Source organism: Nocardioides okcheonensis (assembly GCF_020991065.1).
In the GTDB taxonomy this organism is placed as follows: Bacteria; Actinomycetota; Actinomycetes; order Propionibacteriales; family Nocardioidaceae; genus Nocardioides; species Nocardioides okcheonensis.
On record NZ_CP087710.1, the window covers coordinates 4,413,944 to 4,436,583 of the forward strand.

Genomic DNA, 22,640 nt, shown 5'->3' on the forward strand with positions numbered 1-22,640 from the left:
GCATGACGACGAACCTCCCGATCCTGGTGGCCCACGACGGCTCCGCGGAGGCCGGGCGCGCCCTGCGCTGGGCCGCGACGGAGTCCCTGCGCGCACACGTGCCGGTCCGGGTGCTGATGGTCGACGAGGTGCTCCCGCCGCCGTGGGGCGGCGCCAACGGGTGGGCGCCGATGGCCGGCAGCCTCCAGGTGCCGGTCGGCGACTACCCGTCGCTGGTCGACGACGTCCGCAAGGAGCTCGCCGACGCAGGAGTCCTCGACGCCACCGTGCAGCACCGCACGGGCCACGTCGTCGACGAGCTGCTGCGCGCCGCCGAGTCCTCCTCGATGGTGGTGCTCGGCAGCCACGGGCACGGCGCCGCCGCCGAGGTGCTCATCGGCTCCGTCAGCCAGCACCTCGCCCGGCACGCCCACTGCCCGGTGGCGGTCGTGCGCGAGCAGCGCGACCCCGACGCGCGCCGGATCGTCGTCGGCATCGACGGCTCGCGGCCCTGCGCGGAGGCCCTCGAGTACGCCTTCGAGCGGGCCGAGACGACCGTGGAGACTGTCGTCGCGCTGCACGCCTGGCACGTCCGGGTCCCGTCGACGGACGTCTGGAACGCCGAGCCGCGCAGCGTGGAGACCGAGGAGCGCGAGCTGCTGCTCGCCGAGAGCGTCGCCGGCGTCCGCGCGGAGCACCCCGACGTCGCCTTCGAGCAGGAGGCGGTGCCGGTCTCGCCGGCCCGGGCCCTCGCCGACGCGTCGGCCGGCGCCTCGCTCGTCGTGGTCGGCGCGCGCGGCCTCGGATTCTTCAGCGGCCTGCTGCTCGGCTCGGTGAGCCAGGCGGTGCTGCACCGCGCCGACTGCCCGGTCGTCGTCATCCGCTGACCCGGCACACTGGAGGCATGCCTCCCGAGCCGAAGACCTGCCAGTCGTGCGGTCGCACCATCGAGTGGCGCAAGAAGTGGGAGCGCGACTGGGACCAGGTCCGCTACTGCTCCACGGCGTGCCGCAAGCGGGGCGTGGGCGAGGTCGACCGGCGGCTCGAGCAGGCGATCACCGACCTGCTCGCCCAGCGGGCGCGCACGTCGTCGATCTGCCCGTCCGACGCGGCGCGTGCGGTCGGCGGCGACGACGAGGACGCCTGGCGCGAGCTGATGGAGCCAGCGCGCCGTGCGGCACGACGGCTCGTCGCGAGCGGTGAGGTGGAGATCACCCAGGGCGGCCGCGTGGTCGACCCGTCCACGGCGAAGGGCGCGATCCGGATCCGACGCGCGCGCTGACCCCGGTCAGCGCGCCGCGTCGCGCTGGATGCCCTCCAGCACCTCGGTCGCGACGTCGACGAGGCGCTGCCGGTTCGCGCGGGCGCGCGTACGCATGAGCTGGAACGCCTCCTCGGGGGTGCTGCCCTCGAGCTGGGCGAGGGCGCCCTTGGCCTGCTCGACCAGGACGCGGCTGTTGAGCGCGCCCTGCAGCTGCTCGGTGAGGATCTCCGCGCGCCAGATGCTGCGCTCCTGGATGATCGCGATCGTGGCGACGTCGGCGAGCGCCTGCACGATGCGCACCTCGTCGTCGGCGAACTCGGTCCCGGAGCGGCTGAACAGGTTGAGCGCCCCGATGACCTCGTCGCGCAGTCGCAGCGGGAAGGCGTGCACGGAGCGCAGGCCGACCGACTCCGCGGCCGGCGCGAACCTCGGCCACCGCTCGGCGGCGGAGCCCCGGAGCTCGACGTTGACCACCGGGCGACCCGTGGTGAAGCAGTCCAGGCACGGACCCTCGGAGTTCTGCAGCTGGAACAGCTCCATCACCTCACCGGTGTCGTTGGACGCCGCCATGAACCGCAGCACGCCGGCGTGGTCGGCGAGCAGCAGCCCGACGGCGTCGGCACCGCTCACCTCCGCCGCGCGCTCGGTGAGGTTGTGCAGGAAGTCGACGAGGTCGAAGTCGTCGACGAGGGTGTCGGCGACCTCGACGAACAGCGCCGAGAGCTGGTCGGTCGGGATCATCGGCATGCCCTCCTCGTGCGTCGGGCGAGGCGGCCCGCGCGGGTCCCCATCATGAGTCTGACCTTTCGTCGGTGAGCGTCAAGCGTCCGGCGAGGATGTCCAGCGACACCTCGTACAGGCTCCGGTCGGTCCGGTAGGCGTGGGCCCGCATGCGGGCCAGCGCGGTGGCGAGGTCGCTGCGCAGGGTGACCATCGCCATCCCCTGGGCCTGGAAGACCTCGACGCGGAGGTCGAGGAGCCCGTCGAGCGACGCCTCCAGCCGGGACGACGAGACCCCGTCGGAGCTGTCGAGGAGGGTCTCGGTGGCGATCTCGGCCAGCGCCAGGCAGCGCTGGGTGCGCGTGCGCCCGAGCCGCTGGGGCGTGCCGGCGTACATCGTGAGCGCCCCGAAGCGGGCGGCGCCGACCTGCAGGGGGAAGGAGAAGACCGCGCGGACGCCCTGGGCGCCGGCGGCGTGGGCGTACGCGACCCAGACGGTGCCGCACCCCTCGAGGTCGCCCACCAGGACGGGCCGTCCCCGGGCCAGGGCGTCGCGCGAGGGCCCTTCCCCCAGCGCGTGCTCGAGGTCGGCGGCGTTCGCGCTCCCGGGGTCGGACGACGCCGCGACCGTCTCGGTGTCCTCGTCGGCCCGGAGGATGACCACGGCACCCGACAGTCGCAGCCCGGACGGCACGGCCAGGCAGACCCGGCGCAGGCGGTCGGCGACCGGCCCGGCCGCCCCGGCCGGCTGTGCGTCGACCAGGGCGCGGCACCACTGCAGCGCAGACCTCGCGGCCTGGTCGTGCGGTGGATCGGTGATGCGATCACCTCGGTCCGGTGGCGACGCAGGGTCCCGCGACGTGCGGGACTCTACGCCGCCGGTCGGTCGTGCGGCCGGGACGGCCGTCCGGACACTGCTCAGGCGGCCCGTGACTGGTGCTCGAGGGCGTGGCGCAGCCGCTTGAGCAGCGCGTTGACCTGGCGGGAGACGTGCGACTGGCTCATCCCGAGCGCGGCGCCGATCTCGGTCTGGGTCAGCTCGTCGACGAACCGCATCTGCAGGAGCCGTCGCTCGGGCTCGTCCAGGATGTCCAGGACGGGCTCCAGGACGGCCCGGGCCTCGGCAGCGAGGTAGTCCCGCTCGGCGTGCGGCGACACGAGCGTGTCGCGGACGAGCACGTCGTCGTGGCCGGCCACGGGCTTGTCGAGGGACGCGGGGGAGAAGCAACCGCGGGCGAGCAGCGCCTGCCGGACCCCCGCCACCGGCACGCCGAGGCGTGCGGCGACCTCGGCGTGGCCCGGCGAGCGGCCCGTGTCCGGGTCGTGACGGAGCAGCTCGCGCTCGACCAGCGGCTGGAGCTCCTGCACCGGCCGCGGGGGCCGCACCATCCAGCCGCGGTCGCGGAAGTGCCGCTTGACCTCGCCGGTGATGCACGGGACGGCGTAGGACATGAAGTGGTGGCCGGCGCCGGGGTCGTAGCGCTGCACCGCACGCACCAGCGCCAGGCTGGCGGCCTGCTCGAGGTCCTCCAGCGGGCAGCCGCGCCGGGCGAACCGGCCCGCGATGCTGCGCGCGACCGGCAGGTTGGCGACCACGACCGCATCGGCCAGATCCTTGCGCTCCCCGTCGTCGAGGTGCAGTGACGGGTCGTGGAGCCGGGCCAGCAGCCGTTCGGTGGTGCGCTCCCGCCCCCCGTCGGAGCGGGCGGGCGGGCGGGCAGGCGTGGACGTGCGCGAGTCCATGGACTCTCCCATGCTCGATGGACGCGCCATCGAGGTCCGGGATGGTCGGGCACCGTCGATGCCCCGCGCGTCGACGGTAGCAACCGGCGGCCCACCGTCCTACACCCCTGCGAAGGGACCGCGGCCCGGATGCCGCGGGCCCGGCGGGGTACGGGGTGGTCATGGTCCCCCAAGCCGAGTCGCACGTCCCGCCGTCCAGCACGCCCGTCCTCCGCAGCCACGTCGTCCGCACCGTCGCCGCGTCGCCCGACGAGGTGTGGGAGGTGCTCGCCGACGGGTGGCTCTACCCCGTCTGGGTGGTCGGTGCTGCCCGGATGCGGCACGTCGAGGAGCACTGGCCGGGAGTCGGTGCCCGCCTGCACCACTCCGTCGGGGTGTGGCCCGGCCTGATCGACGACGACAGCGAGGTGCGCGAGGCCCGGCCCGGCGAGCTCCTGGTGCTCCGCACCCGCGGCTGGCCGGTCGGCGAGGCCGAGGTGCGGATCACGCTGCGCCCGGTCGCGGCCGGGACCGAGATCTCGCTGCGGGAGGACGCGGTGCGGGGTCCGGGCGTGCTGGTGCCCCGTCTCCTGCGCACGCCGCTCCTCGCCTGGCGCAACACCGAGACCCTGCGCCGGCTCGCCTTCGTGGTCGAGAACCGCGTCGCCCTGGCCCATCACACGTCCGACACCGTCACCCACGAGCGCAACGAGGAGCACGCATGAGAGCACTGACCTGGCAGGCCCGCGGCAAGGTGAGCGTCGAGACCATCCCCGACCCCGTCATCGAGATGCCCAACGACGTCGTGATCGAGGTGACGTCGACGGCGATCTGTGGGTCGGACCTGCACCTCTACGAGGTGCTCGGCCCCTTCCTCAGCAAGGGTGACGTGCTCGGCCACGAGACCATGGGCGTCGTCGTCGAGCGCGGGCCCGAGGCCGGCGACCTCCAGGTCGGCGACCGCGTCGTCGTGCCGTTCAACATCTCCTGCGGGACCTGCTGGACGTGCTCGCGCGGCCTCTTCGCGCAGTGCGAGACCACCCAGGTGCGCGAGATGGGCAAGGGGGCGTCGCTCTTCGGCTACACCTCGCTCTACGGCTCGGTGCCGGGCGGGCAGGCCGAGCTGCTGCGGGTGCCGCAGGCCCAGTTCGGCCCGATCAAGGTGCCCGAGGGCGTCCCGGACGAGCGCTACCTCTACCTCTCCGACATCCTGCCCACCGCGTGGCAGGCCGTGGAGTTCGCCGACGTGGGGGAGGGCGACACCCTCGCCGTGCTCGGCCTCGGCCCGGTCGGCCAGCTCTCGGCCCGGATCGCGCTGCGCAAGGGCTGCCGCGTGCTCGGCGTCGACCGGGTGCCCGAGCGCCTCGCCCTGGCAGCCGCCCACGGCGTCGAGACGATCGACCTCGACGGCGTCGACGACGTCGCGGAGGCGATCCTCGAGGCCACCGGTGGCCGCGGAGCCGACGGCACCCTCGACGCGGTCGGCATGGAGGCCCACGGGTCGCCGCTCGCCGAGAAGGCGATCGGGGCGGTCGGGATCCTGCCGGACCGGCTGGCCCGGCCGCTGACCGACAAGATGGCCATCGACCGGACCGCCGCGCTCGTGGCGGCGATCAAGTCCGTGCGTCGCGGCGGCACGGTGTCGGTCTCCGGCGTCTACGGCGGCGAGGTCGACCCGATGCCGCTGATGGAGATGTTCGACCGCGGCATCACGATGCGGCTCGGCCAGTGCCACGTGCGCCGGTGGACCGACGCGATCCGCGAGGTGCTCGACCAGGACGACGACGTCCTGGGCGTCGAGACCCTCGCCACGCACCGGCTGCCGCTGGAGAGCGCCCCCGAGGCCTACGAGATGTTCCAGCAGAAGAAGGACGGCTGCGTGAAGGTGGTGCTCCAGCCGTGACGCCCACGGCACCGGTCGTGCTGGTCACGGGCGCCTCCAGCGGCATCGGCCGCGCGGTGGCGCACCGGCTCGCGGTGACCGGCGCAAACCTGGTGCTGGTGGCGCGGGAGCCGGAGGCGCTGGAGGACACCGCCCGCGAGTGCCGCACCCGTGGCGCGGTCGGCGTGGTCGTCGAGGCGCTCGACGTCGGCGACGACGCGGCCGTCGCCCGCGCGATCGGGGACACTGTCGAGCGCGAGGGTCGGCTCGACGCGGTGGTCAACGTCGCCGGGGTGGTGGCCTACGGGGCGCTGCCGGACGTGCCCGCGGAGGTCTTCGACACCGTGGTGCGCACCAACCTGCTCGGCTCGGCCAACCTCGCCCGGCACGCCCTCCCGGTCTTCCGGGAGCAGGGACGGGGGCACCTGCTGCTCGTCGGCTCGGTGCTCGGCGACGTCGCCGTCCCCGGCATGACGGCGTACGTCGTCAGCAAGTGGGGCGTGCGGGCACTGGCGCGCCAGCTCGCGCTGGAGAACCGCGACCTCGCGCACGTGCACGTCTCGTGCGTGTCGCCCGGCGCCGTCGACACCCCGATCTACGACACGGCCGCCAACTACCTCGGGCTCCCGGGGCGTCCGCCGCCGCCGGTGACCTCGCCCGAGCGCGTCGCCCGGACGGTGTTGGCCGTGCTGGCCCGCCCGCGCGACCGGAGGCAGGTGGGCATCGCCAACGGGGTGATGCGGGCAGGTTTCACGCTGGCACCCGCCGTCTACGACCGGCTGGTCGGTCCGCTGTTCGCCGTCGGGGGCGTCGACCGCACCGTGGCCACCGCTCCCGGGCCCGGTCGCGTCCTCACCGCGGGCGCCGAGGGACACACGCTGCGCGGCGCGCAGCCGGGCGCCGCGGCGGCGATGGCGCACAACGTCCGGGCGCTCGTGCGTGGGCGGCGACGGGTCCGGCCGGTGCCCACCCGCGGCTGAGCCGCGACACGCGGACACCCTGGCTGCCGGGGGACCCGGGTGGCTCTGGGATGCTTGCCCGTCGCGGCAGGGTGCGTGGTCCACGGAGGTGAGCAGGTGAGCGAGATCGCCGGCGAGCTGGCGCGCGTCAAGGGCGCCTTCGCCCAGCCGACGCTGACCCTGCTCCACCAGCGGCAGGCCCCCGTCGTCATCACCATCTTCCGGGCCGCGTTCGGCCGCAACAACCGGCCGATCCCGACCGCGCGGCTCCACACCCAGGTCGAGGAGCACCTCGCCGCGGTCCGCGAGGCCGGCGAGTCCGACCTCCCGGTCGGCAGCGGGCGCGACATCTGCCAGCGGTGGATGCGCGGCCAGTGGCTGGTCCGCGCGCTCGACGAGCAGGGCCAGGAGGTCTACACCCTCACCTCGCACGCCCAGCAGGCCCTCGAGCTGGTCAAGAACCTCAGCCGCGACCGGGCGACGCTCAGCGAGCACCGGATCGCCACCATCCTCGGCACGGTGCGCCGGTTCAACTCCGAGGCCAACCCGGACCGCACCTCGCGGGTCAGCATCCTCAACGAGGAGATCGCCCGGCTGCGCGCCGAGCGCGACCGCCTCGTCGACGGCGAGGAGATGCTCGGCGCCACCGAGGACTACATGCACGAGGGCTTCACCGAGCTGCTGTCGCTGATCTCCGCCCTGCCCAGCGACTTCGCGCGCGTCGAGGAGCGCTTCGGGGCAATCCGCGGCGAGATCCTCGCGGCGTTCCGGGCCGAGGACCGCCCGGCCGGCGAGATCGTCGACGCCTACCTCGCGCGCGCCGACGCGCTGATGACCGCCACGCACGAGGGCCGCGCGTTCGAGGGGGCGTTCGCGCTGCTCCGCGACGACGCGCTGGTCACGCAGCTCCGCGAGGACCTCACCGCGCTGCTGGAGCACCCGCTCGCCGACCGGCTGCTCAGCGATGCCGACCGCGCCGAGCTCCGCGGCACCGTCTCCCTCGTCCGCGAGGGCCTCGACCGGGTGCTGTCGCAGCGGTCGCGGGTCACCGCGACGCTCAAGGAGTACATCGTCTCCCACGACGCCGTGCGCGACCGCGAGCTCGAGCAGACCCTCCGCCAGGTCGAGTCCGAGCTGATGACGTGGTTCGCCACGACCGGCCCGCGGGCCACCCACGACGTGCCGCTGCTGCCGGCGCGGGCGTCGGTCGAGCACCTGCGCGAGCGGTTCCACGACCCGGCCGACGACGTGCTGCCCGAGCCGATCACCGTCGCCGACCCGGCCGACGCGCCTGGCCTGTCGCTGGAGGAGCTGGTCGCCCACGGCGGGCCCCAGCTCGGCGCCCTGCGCGAGCGGCTGCACGAGACCCGCACGCACCGCGGCGCGCGGACGCTGGGCCAGCTGTTCGACGGGCTCGAGCCGTCGCTGCGCCGGCCGGTGGAGATCTTCGGGCTGCTGCACCTCGCCGCCGAGCTGTCCGCGCCCCGGGCCGGCGGCCCCACGCCCGACCTCGAGCCCGAGGCGTACGCCGCCGTCCGCCACGACGGCAGCACCCGCACCTTCGCGGTACCGCGGGTCGCGCTGCCCGACGAGCTCCCCGACGTCCCGACCCACGACCCGCAGGAGGCCCGCGCATGAGCGTGGACACCGACCTCGAGACCGACCTCGACCTCGACCTGGGCGAGGGCGCGACCGACGACGCCGACGCGGGCGACCTGGCGTCGGTGTCGCTGTGGGAGGGCGACGAGGGCGGCCTCGCCCACGAGCAGCGCCACGCCCTGGTGACGCTGCTCAAGCAGCGCTTCATCAGCGCGCGCACCCACCCGCGGGACTGGAAGGTGCTCGTCGAGCACGAGCGGGTCCTGCGCGGCCGGCTCAACGACCTGTTCCTCGACCTCCAGGTCGACCGCGCCCGCGAGGTCGCGTGGAAGCGACAGGCCACGTCCGAGACCGGCAGCCGGTTCCCGACGTTGCTCTACGACGCCGCGTGGTCGCGCGAGGAGACGCTGGTGCTGGTCCACCTGCGCGACCGGCTGCGTGCCGGGCACGCCGGCGGCGAGACCCGCGTCTTCGTGGACCGCGACGACGTGGTCGACCACGTCGAGAGCTTCCGCCCGGCGCACGCGACCGACGAGGCGGGCGACGAGAAGCGGGCCCGCAACGCGGTGACGAGCATCGTCAAGGCCGGGCTGCTGATCGGCGCGCCCGGCGACGACCGGTTCGAGATCAGCGAGGCCGTCGAGCCGCTGCTCCCGCTCGAGCTGCTGCAGGAGCTGCTCGACGCGCTGCGTCGGACCAACGGCACGACCCCGCAGGAGCCCGCGGCCGAGGACGACCTGTTCGCCCCGGACCCGACGGACCCCAGCGGCCGCGACGAGGCGGGGGAGCAGGCATGAGCGTCGACGGGACCCGCCACCAGGAGGTGGCTGACGGGCGCGACGGGCTGTTCGCCGAGGACACGGTCACCACGCCGGCCGACGACACGATGCAGTGGCGCGCCGGACTGCTCCAGCTGGTCAACTGGGGCGGCTTCTCCGGCCTCACGACCGTGCCGCTGGGCGGGGACGCGACGATGATCTCCGGCGCCTCGGGCGTCGGCAAGTCCACCATCCTCGACGCCTACACCGCGCTGATGATGCCGTCGGACACGAAGTTCAACGGCGCCTCCAACGACGCGGTCGCCGGCCGCGCGCGCAGCATGGGCCAGCGCAACCTGCTGTCCTACCTGCGCGGCGCAGTGGACGTCGTCGACGACCCGCGCACCGGGCGGCCGGTCGAGAAGCTGCTCCGCGGGCGCGGCAGCGACACGTGGGGCGCGGTCGCGATGACCTACGTCAACGACCGCGGCGGGCAGTTCACGGTGCTGCGCACCTACTACGTCCCGCGGCGCGCCACCCGCTCCGGTGACGTGCAGATGCAGCTGGTCACCCACGACGGACCGCTGGCCCTCGAGACGCTCGAGGTCGCGGTGCCGGACCGCTTCCACGCCACCACGCTGAAGAAGCTGTTCCCCGGGGTCCGGGTGCACCGGACGTACGCCGAGTTCGCCGCGGTCCTGCACGCCCGGCTCGGCATCGGGGCCAACGGCGACGGCGCGAAGGCGCTGCGGCTGCTCGCCCGGATCCAGTCCGGCAACCAGGTCCGCAGCGTCGACGAGCTCTACAAGGACATGGTCCTCGAGCGGCCCTCGACCTACGCCGCCGCCGACCGCGCCATCGAGCACTTCGACGACCTCGACGCCGCGCACGCCGCGATGCGCACCGAGGAGCAGAAGCTCGAGCTGCTGGCCCCGATCACCGGCATCCAGGAGCGCAAGGTCCGCGCCGCGAGGCGCCTCGCCGAGCTGGACTCCTTCGGCGTCACCCGCACCGGCGACACCCCGCTGCGGACCTGGCTGCTGCGCACCCACCTGCGGCTGATCGGCGAGGCCGTCACCACCAACCGGGTCGACCGGGCGGCGGTCGCCGACCAGCTGGCGTCGGCCGCGGCCGCGGAGCGCGCGCTGCAGGGTGACCTCGAGACCGCCAAGGACGCCCACCGCGCCGCCGGCGGCTCGTCGTTGCAGGCGCTGGCGCACTCGGTCGAGCAGGAGCACGCGGTCCGCGCCGACCGCGAAGGCCGGCGCGCGGTGCTGCGCGACCGGATGCTGCCGCTGATCGACGTCTCCGACGCCCACGCGCCCGACGTCGACTCCGCGCTGATGTCGGTGGAGTCCTTCACCGTCCTCCAGCTGCACGCGCGGCAGTGGCTCGCCGGCCGCGACCGCGAGCAGGAGCGGCTGACCCGCGCGCGTGACGGCGCGCGCGACCGCCGCTACCCGCTCAGCCACCGCAGGGCCGAGCTGCGCCGCGAGCGCGAGGCCCTCGAGGGACGCGCGGGCCGGGTCGGCTCGCGGATGCAGGAGCTGCGCGCCGAGGTCGCCCGCGCCAGCGGCCTGACCGAGGAGGACCTCCCGTTCCTCGCCGAGCTGGTCGACGTCGCCCCCGACGAGGCGCGCTGGCGCACGGCCGTCGAGACCGTCCTCGGGGCGAGCGCCCGCACGATGCTGGTCCCGCTCGACGAGCTCGCCCGCTTCTCGCGCGCCATCGACGGGCTGCGGCTGCGGGGCCGCCTGGTCTTCGAGGGCGTCGAGCTCGACCTGCCCGACCGGGCGCCGGACGACCCCGAGCGGATCGCCGGAAAGCTGCTGTTCCGCGACAGCCCGTTCTCCGGCTGGGTCCAGGCACACGTCGCGGAGCCCTCGCGCAACGCCCTGTGCGTCGCGGACGCCCGTGACCTCGACGGCCCCGGTCTCCGCGTGACGCTGGCCGGGCAGACCCGCAACGGCCGCCGCGGTGCGCACGGGCGCGGCGACGCCCGCGACATCATCGGCTTCTCCAACGAGGACGCCATCGGCGAGGTCGACGCCGAGCTCGCCCGGATCGAGGCCGAGCTCGACGCGATCGACGCCGAGGTCACCGAGCTCGACCGCCGCGCGTCGGTGCTCGAGCACCAGCGCGCGGCCTACGACGCGGTCGCCACGGCGCGCTTCGACGACCTCGACGTCGAGGCGAGCGACCGGCGCATCGCCGAGCTCGAGGCCCGCCGCGAGGAGGTCCTGTCGGCCGACGACGGCCTGCAGGTGCTGGAGCGCCAGATCGAGGAGCTCGGTGAGCAGCTCGAGACGACGCGGCGCACCCGCTTCGAGCTCGAGCGGCGCCAGCGCGAGCTCAACGAGGTCCACGGACGCCTCGTCGACGACGAGGACCTGGTCACCGACCGGCTCGCCGCCGTCGGCGACGCCGTCCTCACCGAGGAGCAGGAGGCCGCCCTGGCGTCGGACTTCCGCGCCGCGGCCGCGCCCGCCGACCCCGAGGACCTCGACCGGTTCACCGAGTCCTCGCACCGTCTGGCCGAGCGGCTGCGCGAGGCGGTCGGCGACGCCGAGGCCGAGCTGCGTCGCGCCGACGACGAGCTCACGACGGTCTTCCGGGCCTACAAGCTGCAGTGGGAGTCGCCCAACCTCGGCGCCACGCCGGACTCCTACGGCGATTTCGCCCGCATCCTCGAGGAGATCCGCGGCACCGGACTGGCCGGGCGGCGCGCCGAGTGGCGGCGCCGGCTCACCGAGTGGAGCGGCCAGGACCTGGTGCCGCTGCTGGGCGCGATGGCCGCGTCGGTGGAGGAGATCGAGGACCGGCTCGAGCCGATCAACGCGATCCTGCGCCGCCTCGAGTTCGGCGGCGCCGGCGACCGCCTCCGGATCCGGCTGCGGCGGCTCTCGCCCGCCCACGTCCAGGTCTTCCTCCGCGACCTGAGAGTGTTGACCCAGCGTCCGACCGCCGAGCTCGACGAGGCCGGGCTGGAGCAGCGCTTCGCCGACCTCAGCCGGTTCATGGGACAGCTCCGCAAGCCGTCGGCCGTCGGCGACGGGCCCGGGGCCGGCCCGAGCGAGCGCGACCGGCTGCTCGACGTACGCCGGCACGTCGAGGTCAGCGCCGAGCGCTACGACGCGCTGTCCGGCGAGCTGCGCGCGACCTACCGGACGCTGGGGGAGAAGAGCGGCGGCGAGAGCCAGGAGCTGGTGGCGTTCATCGTCGGCTCGGCGTTGCGCTTCCGCCTCGGCGACGAGATGCGCTCGCGGCCGCGGTTCGCGCCGGTGTTCCTCGACGAGGGCTTCGTCAAGGCCGACTCGGAGTTCGCAGGCCGTGCCGTCCGGGCGTGGAAGGGGCTGGGCTTCCAGCTCGTCATCGGCGTCCCGCTCGACAAGGTCACCGGACTCGAGCCGCACATGGACGACCTGCTGGCGATCACCAAGAACAGCCGGACCCACCAGTCCTGGATCACGCCCATCACGGACGCGCGGACCTGACCCGGGCTACTCCTCGAACAACCGGTCCTGCGCCTCGGCGGAGGTGACCTGCAGCCGCAGGGCCTGCACCTTCTCCGGGGCCAGGCCGAGCCGCGACAGCACGACCTGCACCTGGGGGAGCACCCACGGGTACGACTCCACCGCGACCCGCCCCGCCTCGGTCGACACCTCGATCCACACGACCGGGTCGCCGTCGGCGTCCGGCAGCCAGTGGACGCCGGTCACCCCGGCCGGCGCGAGGGAGGCGCGGATCGGCAGCATCGCCGCGTCCGCGGCCCTGCGCCGGGTCTCGTCGCTCACCCCGCCAGCGTAGGCCGGGGTGCGTCACGCGCTGCTGCCGCGCGACCTCGGACCATGGTCCGCTCGACCCCGCCCCGTGGTCGGTCGGGTCCGGGTGTAGGCAGGGCTGGACGGGCGGGACGAGGCCTGGACCGGAAGAACTGCGGCGGTACGACGGGTCGGCGGCCGTCCAGGCGGTCGTACCGCCGCAGTTCTTCGACGTGCCGGCTCCGGCACGGTCCGCTCGACCCCGCCCGTGGTCGGTCGGGTCAGGGCGCGACCGGCGGCACGAACTCGAAGGTCATCCCGAGCAGCCAGAGCAGGAGCAGCACCACCGGCAGGTGGAAGAGGAACTGCAGGAACGTGAAGCCGACCAGGTCGCGCGCCCGCAGGCCGAGCACCGCGAGCAGTGGGAGCATGAAGAACGGGTTGACCAGGTTGGGCAGGGCCTCGGCGGCGTTGTAGATCTGCACCGTCCAGCCGAGGTTCATCCCGACGTCGGTCGCCGACTGCATGACGTACGGCGCCTCGACGAGCCATTTGCCGCCGCCCGACGGGACGAGCAGGCCGAGCAGCGCGGTGTAGAGCGCGATCACCACGGCGAAGCCGCCGCCGCCGCCGATGCTGGTGAACAGGTCGGCGAGGTGCTCCGACACGGTCACCCCGCCGCGACCCTCGGCGCGGGTGAGGACCGCGGCCATCGCCGCGTAGAGCGGGAACTGCACGAGGACCCCGGCGGTCGTCGGGACCGCGCGCGTGACCGCGTTGAGGAAGCCGCGCGGCGTGCCGTGGAGCACCAGGCCGAGCACGAGGAACACCATGAGGTAGCCGTTGAGGCTGCTGATCACCGACAGGAACGGCAGCGTCGCGAGCTGCTGGACCAGCCAGCCGAGGGTCAGCAGGCCGACGAGCGCGGGCAGGATGCGGGAGTACTCCAGCCACTCGCCGGGCCGGGTGCGCTCGGCGAGCGGCTGCACGTCGTCGGAGAGGTCGACGTCCATGTCCTCGGCGGTGCGGACGGCCGCGCCCTGCGGCGCCGAGGCCCACGCGACCGCGACGCTGAGCGCGATGAGGACCGCGGCCATCAGCAGCGACTGCCAGGTGAGGATGGTGGCCCCGAAGTCGAGGACGCCGGTGATCTCGAGCAGCTCCGGCGGCAGCGAGGCCGGGGTGGCCTGGAGCTGGGCGGCCGACGACGAGAGCCCCAGCGCCCACACGGCGCCGAGCCCGAGGTACGCCGCGGCCCCGAGGGCGCGGTAGTCGGCGCGCAGGTCGCCGCGTCGCGCGATGGCGCGGGCGAGCAGGCCGCTGAAGACCAGGCTGAGGCCCCAGTTGAGCATCGAGACCACGCACGACAGCAGCGCGACGAACGCCACCGCGCCGCGTGGCGTCGACGGGACCAGCGCAATCCGCTCGATCAGCCGGGCGACCGGGGGAGAGGTGGCCACGACGTAGCCGGTGAGCACGACCATCGCCATCTGCAGGGTGAAGGTGGCGAGGTCCCAGAACCCGCCGCCGAACGTCTCCGCGACGTGGACCGGGCTCGAGCCGTTGACCATCGCGGCCACCGACACCAGCACCACGCCGGCGAGGGCGAAGACGTAGGCGTCGGGGAACCACTTCTCGGTCCATGCTGCGCTGCGCTGGGCGAGGCGGGCCAGCCCTCGCTCGTCGGTCGTGCCCGGGATCGTCGACATGGTGCGCGAACGTATCGGACGCGCCGTTCGTCGGGCGGCGGGGTGCAGGATGGCCCGGTGCGCACCACCGTCTTCCGCCACGCCGCCGTCTTCGACGGGTTCCGCCACCGCGGCCGGGTCGGGGAGGTCCTGGTCGAGGACGGCCGGATCACCGCGGTCGGCCCCGACGTCACCGTCCCGGGCGCCCGGGTCGTGGACGTCGACGGCGGGCTGCTGCTGCCCGGCTTCACCGACGCCCACGTCCACCCGGTGCAGGGCGGCCTCGAGCGGCTCGGCTGCGACCTCAGCGATCTGCCCGCCGACGCGACCGCCTACCTCGAGCACGTCGGGGCGTACGCCGCCGGCTTGGTCCGCGACTGGGTGCAGGGCGGCGGCTGGGCGATGGCCGCCTTCCCCGGCGGTCTGCCGACGGCGGCCGCGCTCGACGGCGTGGTCGGCGACCGGCCGGTCGCGCTGGCGAACCGTGACCACCACGGCCTGTGGGTGAGCTCGCGGGCGCTGGCCCTGGCCGGCATCACGGCCGCGACGCCGGACCCGGTCGACGGCCGGATCGAGCGCGACGCCGACGGCGCGCCGACCGGGGTGCTCCACGAGGGCGCGATGCGTCTCCTCGACGACGTCCTGCCGGTGGCCGGCGAGGACGACGTGCACGCCGCGCTCCTCGAGGGCCAGCGCCACCTGCTCGCGCTCGGCGTCACGTCGTGGCAGGACGCGATCGTCGGCGCCTACTCGGGCATGCAGGACTGCGGTCCGGCCTACGCCCGCGCGGCGGCCTCCGGCGACCTCGTCGGCACCGTGGTCGGCGCCCTGTGGTGGGACCGCGACCGCGGGGCCGAGCAGGTGGCCGAGCTCGTCGACAAGCGTGCCGACTGGACGCGGGGTCGGTTCCGCGCGACCTCGGTGAAGGTCATGCAGGACGGGGTCGCGGAGAACGGCACGGCCGCGCTGGTCGAGCCGTACCTCGACCGCTGCGGGCACGCGACCGCCAACACGGGGATCTCCTTCGTCGACCCCGCCGAGCTGCGGCGCCACGTCGCGGAGCTCGACCGGCTCGGCTTCCAGGTGCACGTCCACGGGCTCGGCGACCGGGGCGTGCGCGAGGCGCTCGACGCCTTCGAGGGGACCGACCCGCGCCGCCGCCACCACGTCGCCCACCTCCAGCTCGTGCACCCCGACGACGTGCCGCGGTTCGCCGCCCTCGGCGTGGCCGCCAACATCCAGGCGCTGTGGGCGTGCCACGACGAGCAGATGACCGAGCTGACCCTCCCGTTCCTCGGACGGGACCGGGCGCAGCGGCAGTACCCCTTCCGCGACCTGTACGCGGCCTCCGCGCGGCTGGTCGCCGGCAGCGACTGGCCGGTCAGCACGCCCGACCCGCTCGCGGCGCTGCACACCGCCGTCCACCGCACCACCCACGGCGACCCCGGCCGGGCGGGCACCGATCCCTTCCTGCCCGGCCAGGCGCTGCCGGTCGAGGCGGCGTTCGCCGCCTACACCAGCGGGTCGGCGTGGGTGAACCACCGCGACGACGCCGGTCGGATCGCGCCGGGCGCGGTCGCCGACCTGGTCGTCCTGGACCGCGACCCGTTCGCGGCGCCGGACGAGCTCGGGGCGGCGCAGGTCCGGTCGACGTGGGTCGACGGGGAGTGCGTCCACGACGCCTGACCACGCCGGGCGACACCCGTCACAGCAGTCACACAGGTGGATTCCCCGATTCGGGCCCCGCGGGCCCCGCGAGCAGCTAGCGTGGGTGCTCGGGTCCAGGGACGGGCCCGTGCAGGTGGTCGCCCGGCTCGAGCCGGAGCGCAATGGACGGATCCGGGGGACGCATGGCTGCGGTGCTGGTGGTTGACGATGACGAGGACATCCGCGACATCATCACCTTCCGGGTGCGTCGCGACGGGCACGACGTCACCAGCGTCGGGCACCCGAACGCCGCCCTCGACGTGGCCGCCACCGAGACCTTCGACCTGGCCATCCTCGACTGGAGCATGCCGGCGATGGACGGCGGCGAGCTCTGCGAGCGGCTGCACCGGCTGCCGCACCTCGACGGGATCCCGGTCCTCATCGTGACCGCGCACTCCGACCTGGCGACCCGCCAGCGCGCCGAGCGCGCGGGGGCGACGTCCTACCTCACGAAGCCGTTCGCGCTGCAGGACCTCGCCGGCTCGGTGTGCGCCCTCCTCGGGACGTCCGTCCGCGCCTCCTGACCCGGCCGGGCCCGATGGTCCCGCCCGTCGGCACGCCCGCACTAGCCCGGATGCGTCACTTCGTCCGCGTTGGTCCCTGATCGCCTCGTTCGCCCGGGCCGCCCCCTCGCGCGTGCCTAGCCTGACCGTGAGGCAGGCCGTCGCCACAGGGGCGCGGCCGCGCAGACACAGCAGGGGACCGGGGGTTGCGACATGGCCGAGGTGCTGGTCGTGGACGACGACGAGGACATCCGTGACGTGCTCGCGCTGGCGGCCCGCAGGGCCGGCCACCGCGTCACGAGCGTGAGCGACCCGGGCGCCGCCCTCGCGGTGGCGCAGGCCGCCCACGTCGACCTCGCGCTCATCGGCTGGTCCACGGCCGTGGAGTCCGGGAGCGACCTCTGCGCCCGCCTGCGTGCGCTCCCGCACCTGGCGAGCACCCCGATCCTGGTCGTGACGGGCCACGCCGACGAGGAGACCCGGCGCCGAGCCGCCGAGGCCGGTGCCTCGGGCTGCCTGACCGCGCCCTTCTCCCTGCACGAGCTCGACCACGTCGTGACGGCCCAGCTGGCCGCGCGCCGCACCGCCCCCCACCGGCTGGGGGCCTGATGACCGACCGGGGGGTCCCCATGCCCGTGCCGACCACGCTGTCCGTGCCGCACACCCTCGAGGAGGTCCGGGGCGTCGTCCTGCGCCGCTTCCTCGCCGTCGACCTGATGGTGGCGGCGCTGGTCGTCGTGTCCCTGACGGTCCACGCGGTCACCCCGGAGTCGCTGCTGCACCGCACCGCCTACCTCGTCCCCATCCTGTTCGCGGCCGTCGCGGCCTGCCTCGGGGCCCGCACAGCGCCGCACGGCGAGCGGCTGGTGCCCACCCTGGTCGCCGCCGGGGTGTCGCTCGCCGCCGCGGGCGACGTGGTGTGGCAGGTCCTCGACGCCGCCGGCGTCTCGCCCGCCGTCCCGGTCGACCACCCGCCCCGGCTGGCCGGGTTCCTGGCCCTCTCCGCGGCGATGTGGGTGGTGATCGGTCGGAGCGGTCCCGGCCGGCGGGTCGAGGCGACCTTCATGATCGACGCCGCGACCATCGTGGTGGTCAGCGTCCTGGTCCTCTGGAGCGTCAGCTTCGGCCGGACCGTGGACGAGGACGCGCCGTCCTACGTCCGGGCCGTCTGGTTGGCCTACCCGGTCGCCGACGCGCTGCTGCTGGCGCTCGTGGTTCGCGTCCTGCTGAGCTCGCGCGCCCGTTCGGCGATCGACGCCGCCTTCGGGGTCGGCGTGCTGCTCTGGCTGGCCTCGGACGTGCTCTACCTCGTCGACCCCCACGGCGTGGGCAAGGAGACGATGGACGCCGCCTGGATGGTGGCCCCGGTGCTGCTCGCGCGCGCGGCGTGGAGCTGGCGCCCCGTCCTCGGCGCCCAGGCCGACACCCGGTCGTCGAACGGCTGGCTCGTCGGGCTGGCGATCGCGGTGGTCCCCCTGTTCGTGCCGCCGACCGTCGAGGTCGTCGCAGACCTGCGCGGGCGCGCCGAGTCGCCCGTGATGTTCGGACTGTCGTCGGCCGTCCTCGTGGCGCTGGCGTTCATCCGCACCGCCCGGCTGATGATCGCCGAGCAGCACGCACGGGCCGAGCTCGAGCGTGCCCGCGACGAGGCGCTGGCGGCGTCGAGGGCCAAGTCGGCCTTCGTCGCGACCATGAGCCACGAGATCCGGACCCCCCTGACGACCGTCCTCGCCACCGCGGAGATGCTCGACGACGTGGACCTCGACGAGGACCAGCAGGACCTGCAGCGCCGGATGCGCCGGTCGGGCGGACTGCTGCACACCCTCGTCGAGGACATCCTCGACTTCTCCCGGATCGAGGCGGGCCACCTCGAGCTCTCCACGGTCCCCTTCGACCTGCCGGCCGTCGCCGGCGAGCTCGCCCACTCCTACTGCGCCCGGGCGGCCGAGGTGGGCCTCGCCTTCGAGGCGCTGGTCGATCCCGGGCTGCCGCGCCTGGTCCGGGGCGACCCCGGCCGGCTCCAGCAGATCGCGGGCAACCTGCTCGACAACGCACTGAAGTTCACCGACGAGGGCTGCCTGACGCTCGAGGTGCGCCGCGCACCGGGCGACGCTGCCGTCGAGGCCCGCGACGACTCCGAGGTGGCGGTGCAGGTCGTCGTGCGCGACACCGGCATCGGCATCCCGCCCGACCGCCTCGCGGCGGTGTTCGGCGCCTTCGAGCAGGTCGACGGGTCGAGCACCCGGCGGCACGGCGGCACCGGCCTGGGCCTGGCGATCTGCGGCCAGCTCGCCGCCCTGATGGGCGGCACCATCACGGTCACCAGCGAGCCGGGCCGCGGCAGCGAGTTCGTCGCGACCGTGCGCCTGCAGGTCGTGCGCGACGACGCGTCCGGGACCCTTGCCGGGACGGCTGGCCCGGTCGCGTCCGGCCGATGACCCGGTCGGGCCAGATGATGCGGACACAGGTCCTCCCGTCCTTCGACCTTCAACCACGGCGGCCGATGATTCCTACTCTTGATGTCAAGAGAGGCGATGGTTCGCAGCGTGCGAACCCGACCCACGCCACGGAATCGACGGAGAGGGCGGGACGACATGGCTGACGTGATGGTCGTCGACGACGACGACGACATCCGCGAGCTGATCGCGATGCGGGTGCGCCGGCTCGGCCACCGCGTGACCAGCGTGGGCGACCCGGGCGCTGCCCTCGCGCACGCGAGCACCGCGGACGTCGACCTCGCGCTGCTCGACTGGAGCATGCCGGCGATGAACGGCGGCGAGCTGTGCGCCCGCCTGCGTGAGCTGGTCCACCTGGCCGACACGCCGATCCTCATGGTCACCGCCCACGCCGACCCGGAGACCCGCGCGGGCGCCTTCGCCGCCGGAGCGACCGGCTACCTCACCAAGCCCTTCGCGCTGCGTGACCTCGACGCCCACGTGCAGTCGCTGCTGGAGACCGGGCACTGCGCGCCGCTCGCCAGCGGCACGGACCTCGAGCGGTCGGCATGACGACGCTCTCCCGGGTCGCCACGCCGTCCGGCGTCCGTCGCCTCGTCCTGGGCCACACCCGTGCGGTCGACACCTTCGCGGCGCTGATGCTGGTCGGCGCGATCACGGTCTACGTCCTCGACGGGCGCACCCTGGTCCACTACGCCGTCTACCTCGGCGTCCTCGTCTTCAACACCGGCTCTGCGGTGGTCGCGACGGTGAGCGCCCCCCGCGGACGGCGGCTGGTCCCCGGCCTGATCGCCACGGGGGTCGGGCTGGCCGTCCTGGGCGACGTGCTGTGCAAGATCTTCGACGCCGGCGGCGCCACGACCGACCTGTCCGTCGCCGACCCGGCGTGGCTCGCGAGCTACGTCGTGCTCTGCGTGGCGCTGCTCGTGGTGCTGGTGCGTTCCGGGGTGGACCGGCGCGGCGGGCTCTCCCTGGCGATCGACGGGACCACCGTGGTGGCGGTCGGTGTCCTGGTCACCTGGACCCTCGCGATCGGACGCTTCGTCAACGCCACGGCGGCGCCGGCCCACGTACGGCTGGTGTGGGCGGCCTACCCGCTGCTCCAGGCGGTGCTGCTGGCCCTCGTGCTGATGGCGATGATCGTGCCGCGGGCGCGTCGCATGCTCGGGCCCGGCTTCGCGATCGGCGTCGGCTTCTGGCTGACCACCAACATCATCTACATCCACGCGCCCTCGGAGGGCGGCTACGTCGCCGCCGGCGCCAGCTGGATGGTCGCGGTCGTGCTGATGGCCCGCACGGCCTGGCTCGGGGAGGCCGGCACGGCCGAGGAGCCGGACGAGACCTCCGGGCGCGCCTGGCTGGCGCCCCTCGCCGTCGGCGTGCTGCCGCTGTTCGTCCCGCCCGCGCTCGAGGTGCTGTCGGACTCGCTGCAGGGCGAGGGCCACCCGTACCTGCTGGCCGTCAGCTCCACCGTGCTGATCACGCTCGCGTTCGTCCGCACCTACCGCCTGATGCGCGCCGAGCAGGACGTCCTGCGCGACCTCGAGGTGGCGCGCGACGAGGCGCTGGCGGCGTCGCGGGCCAAGTCCATGTTCGTCGCGACGATGAGCCACGAGCTGCGCACGCCCCTGACCACGGTCCTGGCCTGCGCCGAGATGCTCGAGGACACCCCGCTCACCCAGGCACAGCGTGACCTCGTCCACCGGATGCGCCGGGCCGGCGGCCTGCTGCAGTCGCTGGTGGAGGACATCCTCGACTTCTCCCGCATGGAGGCGGGCCACGTCGAGCTGGCGGCGGTCCCCTTCGACCTGCACGCCCTCGCCGCCGAGCTCGCCGAGGCCAACCGGGCGCGGGCCAGGTTCGCCCGGGTCGACCTCGACCTCCACATCGGTCCCGACGTGCCGCGCGCGGTCGTCGGCGACCCCGCCCGCCTGATGCAGGTCGCGGGCAACCTGCTCGACAACGCGCTGAAGTTCACCGACGCGGGACGGGTGCGGCTCGACCTGCGTCGCTCCGACAACGAGCCGGCGCTGCGGGGCGCGACGGTCTGGGTCGAGGTGGTGGTGTCCGACACGGGCATCGGCATCGCCCGCGACCGGCTCGACTCGATCTTCTCGGTCTTCGAGCAGGTCGACGGGACCACCACGCGGCGCCACGGCGGCAGCGGGCTCGGCCTTGCGATCGCGCACCAGCTCGTCACGCTGATGGGCGGCTCGCTGCGCGTGCGCAGCGAGCTCGCGGTCGGCAGCGAGTTCGTCGCCGAGCTCCCGCTGGTCGTCGGCGATCCCGACCCGGCGGCCCCCGCCGTGCCCGTGCAGGCAGGATCCGAGCGGCTCGAGACGGTCCGGGCCGGCGCCTGCTGACCCGCGCCCCGTCCGCGACAACCGAAGCGGGGCGGGGCGCGTCCCACAGCCGTGCCTCCCCGCCTGATCGCCCGTCTGACCCTGCCGCTGCTCGTCGCCGTGCTCGGAGCGGGCGCCGTGTCGCCCCCGACGTCGTACGCAGAGGGCGGCGGCGAGGAGCCCCCGCCGAGCTCGTCGCTGCAGGCCACGCCGCACCAGCGGGTGCGGCTGGAGGTGCTGCCCCCGGTCGTGCAGCGCGGCCGCGTGCCGGCCGACGCGGACGCCGCCCGGTCGCCGCTGGTCGCCACGGTCCGTCCCGCACGTGAGGGGCGCCGGGTGCGGCTGCAGGTGCTCCGGGACGGCACCTGGACCACCCTCGCGACCCGGCGCCAGGACGCGCGCGGGCGCGTGGAGATGGCCGCCGCGACGTCGGCCGGCGGCCAGCCGCTGACCTACCGGGTCCGGGTGCTGGCCAGCCGTGGGCTGCGCGGCCTGTCCAGCCGCCCGGTGAGCACCCAGCGCTGGCTCCGGCCGTCGTTCGGCGACGAGTTCACCGGGACCTCGCTCGGAGGGGCGTGGAGCACCCGCAGCCCCGAGGTGGTCCCGGGCAGCCGCCGCTCGTGCGCCAAGGGCGACCCCGCGGCGGTCCGGGTGGAGGGCGGCACGGTCCGGCTGAGCGTGCTGGTCGACCCCGACGCCACGGGTCGGTGCCGGATCCGCGGCCGGGACCGCCAGCAGGCGCGCGGCAGCTACGCGTACCGCCTCAACGGCCACATCGGGACCGAGGGCCGCTACGCGTTCCGCTACGGCGTCGCGGCCGCCCGCGTCCGCTTCCACCGGCTCCGCGGGCAGCACGGGGCGTTCTGGCTGCAGCCCGCGAGCGGGATGTACCCCGGCGCGGCAGGCAGCGAGATCGACGTGGTCGAGTACTTCGGCGACCACCACCCCCAGGGCGGGCTGGCGACCTTCATGCACCGCTACGAGGGGCGCCGCCGGGTGAGCACCGGCGGCTGGGTCCGCGACCAGGCGTCGTTCCTGGGCGGACCGCGCGACGGCTGGTCGCGCGGCTTCCACGTGTTCTCGGTGGAGTGGCGTCCGCGGCTGCTGGTGTTCCGGATCGACGGCCGGGAGACCGGACGGATGCGGCGCGGCGTCTCCGACGTCGACCAGTTCCCGATCCTCAGCCTGATCTCGGCCGACTACGAGCTGCCGAAGATCCGCGAGCGACACCTGCCCCAGCACCTGGAGGTCGACTGGGTCCGGGTCTGGGAGACCGACGCCCCCGACCCGTCGTGAGGCG

20 protein-coding genes are annotated in these 22,640 nt (G+C 74.6%); 15 read left to right on the plus strand and 5 right to left on the minus strand.

Features of this window, described 5'->3' with window-relative positions:
• The first annotated feature begins 2 nt into the window (after positions 1 to 2).
• Positions 3 to 866 (plus strand): universal stress protein, encoded by an 864-nt coding sequence (locus LN652_RS21540; RefSeq protein ID WP_230442621.1) that lies wholly within the window; start codon positions 3 to 5, stop codon positions 864 to 866.
• A 17-nt stretch (positions 867 to 883) separates the two neighbouring features.
• Positions 884 to 1,261, plus strand: a complete 378-nt coding sequence (locus LN652_RS21545; protein ID WP_230442622.1) for a DUF2256 and DUF3253 domain-containing protein — start codon at positions 884 to 886, stop codon at positions 1,259 to 1,261.
• A gap of 6 nt (positions 1,262 to 1,267) precedes the next feature.
• Here the strand turns inward: LN652_RS21545 and LN652_RS21550 are convergent, their stop codons facing one another.
• From LN652_RS21550 to LN652_RS21560, 3 genes are read right to left on the minus strand one after another with little or no spacing between them, the layout of a single operon-like run.
• Positions 1,268 to 1,990 (minus strand): GAF and ANTAR domain-containing protein, encoded by a 723-nt coding sequence (locus tag LN652_RS21550; protein WP_230442623.1) that lies wholly within the window; start codon positions 1,988 to 1,990, stop codon positions 1,268 to 1,270.
• Positions 1,991 to 2,033: 43 nt separating this feature from the next.
• Positions 2,034 to 2,885, minus strand: a complete 852-nt coding sequence (locus LN652_RS21555; RefSeq protein ID WP_268932280.1) for a GAF domain-containing protein — start codon at positions 2,883 to 2,885, stop codon at positions 2,034 to 2,036.
• On the minus strand, positions 2,882 to 3,706 hold the full coding sequence (locus LN652_RS21560; RefSeq protein ID WP_230442625.1) for a sigma-70 family RNA polymerase sigma factor: 825 nt from the start codon (positions 3,704 to 3,706) through the stop codon (positions 2,882 to 2,884). Before LN652_RS21560 ends, LN652_RS21555 begins: the two co-directional genes overlap by 4 nt.
• 161 nt (positions 3,707 to 3,867) lie before the next feature.
• Here LN652_RS21560 and LN652_RS21565 point away from each other — a divergent pair, with 161 nt between their 5' ends.
• The 6 genes from LN652_RS21565 to LN652_RS21590 all read left to right on the plus strand — a co-directional run bounded on the left by LN652_RS21565 (position 3,868) and on the right by LN652_RS21590 (position 12,377).
• On the plus strand, positions 3,868 to 4,410 hold the full coding sequence (locus LN652_RS21565; protein ID WP_230442626.1) for an SRPBCC family protein: 543 nt from the start codon (positions 3,868 to 3,870) through the stop codon (positions 4,408 to 4,410).
• On the plus strand, positions 4,407 to 5,588 hold the full coding sequence (locus LN652_RS21570) for a zinc-dependent alcohol dehydrogenase (RefSeq protein ID WP_230442627.1): 1,182 nt from the start codon (positions 4,407 to 4,409) through the stop codon (positions 5,586 to 5,588). The genes LN652_RS21565 and LN652_RS21570 overlap by 4 nt, the downstream gene beginning before the upstream one ends.
• Positions 5,585 to 6,547: an SDR family NAD(P)-dependent oxidoreductase gene (locus tag LN652_RS21575; RefSeq protein WP_230442628.1), complete on the plus strand. Its 963-nt coding sequence runs from the start codon at positions 5,585 to 5,587 to the stop codon at positions 6,545 to 6,547. The genes LN652_RS21570 and LN652_RS21575 overlap by 4 nt, the downstream gene beginning before the upstream one ends.
• A 96-nt stretch (positions 6,548 to 6,643) precedes the next feature.
• Entirely contained in the window at positions 6,644 to 8,164 is a 1,521-nt protein-coding gene (locus LN652_RS21580; protein ID WP_230442629.1) for a DUF3375 domain-containing protein, read from the plus strand.
• Positions 8,161 to 8,922 carry a DUF4194 domain-containing protein gene (locus tag LN652_RS21585; protein WP_230442630.1) on the plus strand — a complete coding sequence of 254 codons (762 nt, stop codon included), beginning with the start codon at positions 8,161 to 8,163 and terminating at the stop codon, positions 8,920 to 8,922. The genes LN652_RS21580 and LN652_RS21585 overlap by 4 nt, the downstream gene beginning before the upstream one ends.
• Complete coding sequence (locus LN652_RS21590) at positions 8,919 to 12,377, plus strand: ATP-binding protein (protein ID WP_230442631.1); 3,459 nt, start codon at positions 8,919 to 8,921, stop codon at positions 12,375 to 12,377. The genes LN652_RS21585 and LN652_RS21590 overlap by 4 nt, the downstream gene beginning before the upstream one ends.
• 6 nt (positions 12,378 to 12,383) lie before the next feature.
• On the opposite strand, the gene LN652_RS21595 is transcribed toward LN652_RS21590, so the two are convergent.
• Both LN652_RS21595 and LN652_RS21600 read right to left on the minus strand, forming a co-directional pair.
• Entirely contained in the window at positions 12,384 to 12,677 is a 294-nt protein-coding gene (locus tag LN652_RS21595; RefSeq protein WP_230442632.1) for a hypothetical protein, read from the minus strand.
• Between the two features lie 248 nt (positions 12,678 to 12,925).
• Positions 12,926 to 14,353 (minus strand): short-chain fatty acid transporter, encoded by a 1,428-nt coding sequence (locus LN652_RS21600; protein WP_230442633.1) that lies wholly within the window; start codon positions 14,351 to 14,353, stop codon positions 12,926 to 12,928.
• Positions 14,354 to 14,410: 57 nt separating this feature from the next.
• On the opposite strand from LN652_RS21600, the gene LN652_RS21605 reads away from it, so the two are divergent.
• The 7 genes from LN652_RS21605 (at position 14,411) to LN652_RS21635 (ending at position 22,636) form a co-directional block, all read left to right on the plus strand.
• Positions 14,411 to 16,018, plus strand: coding sequence for an amidohydrolase (locus LN652_RS21605; protein WP_230442634.1), 1,608 nt, complete (start codon positions 14,411 to 14,413; stop codon positions 16,016 to 16,018).
• Between the two features lie 164 nt (positions 16,019 to 16,182).
• Positions 16,183 to 16,563, plus strand: coding sequence for a response regulator transcription factor (locus LN652_RS21610; RefSeq protein WP_230442635.1), 381 nt, complete (start codon positions 16,183 to 16,185; stop codon positions 16,561 to 16,563).
• Between the two features lie 192 nt (positions 16,564 to 16,755).
• Positions 16,756 to 17,151, plus strand: coding sequence for a response regulator (locus LN652_RS21615; RefSeq protein ID WP_230442636.1), 396 nt, complete (start codon positions 16,756 to 16,758; stop codon positions 17,149 to 17,151).
• A gap of 20 nt (positions 17,152 to 17,171) precedes the next feature.
• Complete coding sequence (locus LN652_RS21620; RefSeq protein ID WP_230442637.1) at positions 17,172 to 18,980, plus strand: sensor histidine kinase; 1,809 nt, start codon at positions 17,172 to 17,174, stop codon at positions 18,978 to 18,980.
• A gap of 156 nt (positions 18,981 to 19,136) precedes the next feature.
• On the plus strand, positions 19,137 to 19,550 hold the full coding sequence (locus LN652_RS21625) for a response regulator (protein WP_230442638.1): 414 nt from the start codon (positions 19,137 to 19,139) through the stop codon (positions 19,548 to 19,550).
• On the plus strand, positions 19,547 to 21,361 hold the full coding sequence (locus LN652_RS21630; protein ID WP_230442639.1) for an ATP-binding protein: 1,815 nt from the start codon (positions 19,547 to 19,549) through the stop codon (positions 21,359 to 21,361). Before LN652_RS21625 ends, LN652_RS21630 begins: the two co-directional genes overlap by 4 nt.
• Before the next feature lie 51 nt (positions 21,362 to 21,412).
• Positions 21,413 to 22,636 carry a glycoside hydrolase family 16 protein gene (locus LN652_RS21635; protein WP_230442640.1) on the plus strand — a complete coding sequence of 408 codons (1,224 nt, stop codon included), beginning with the start codon at positions 21,413 to 21,415 and terminating at the stop codon, positions 22,634 to 22,636.
• Positions 22,637 to 22,640 lie beyond the last annotated feature (4 nt).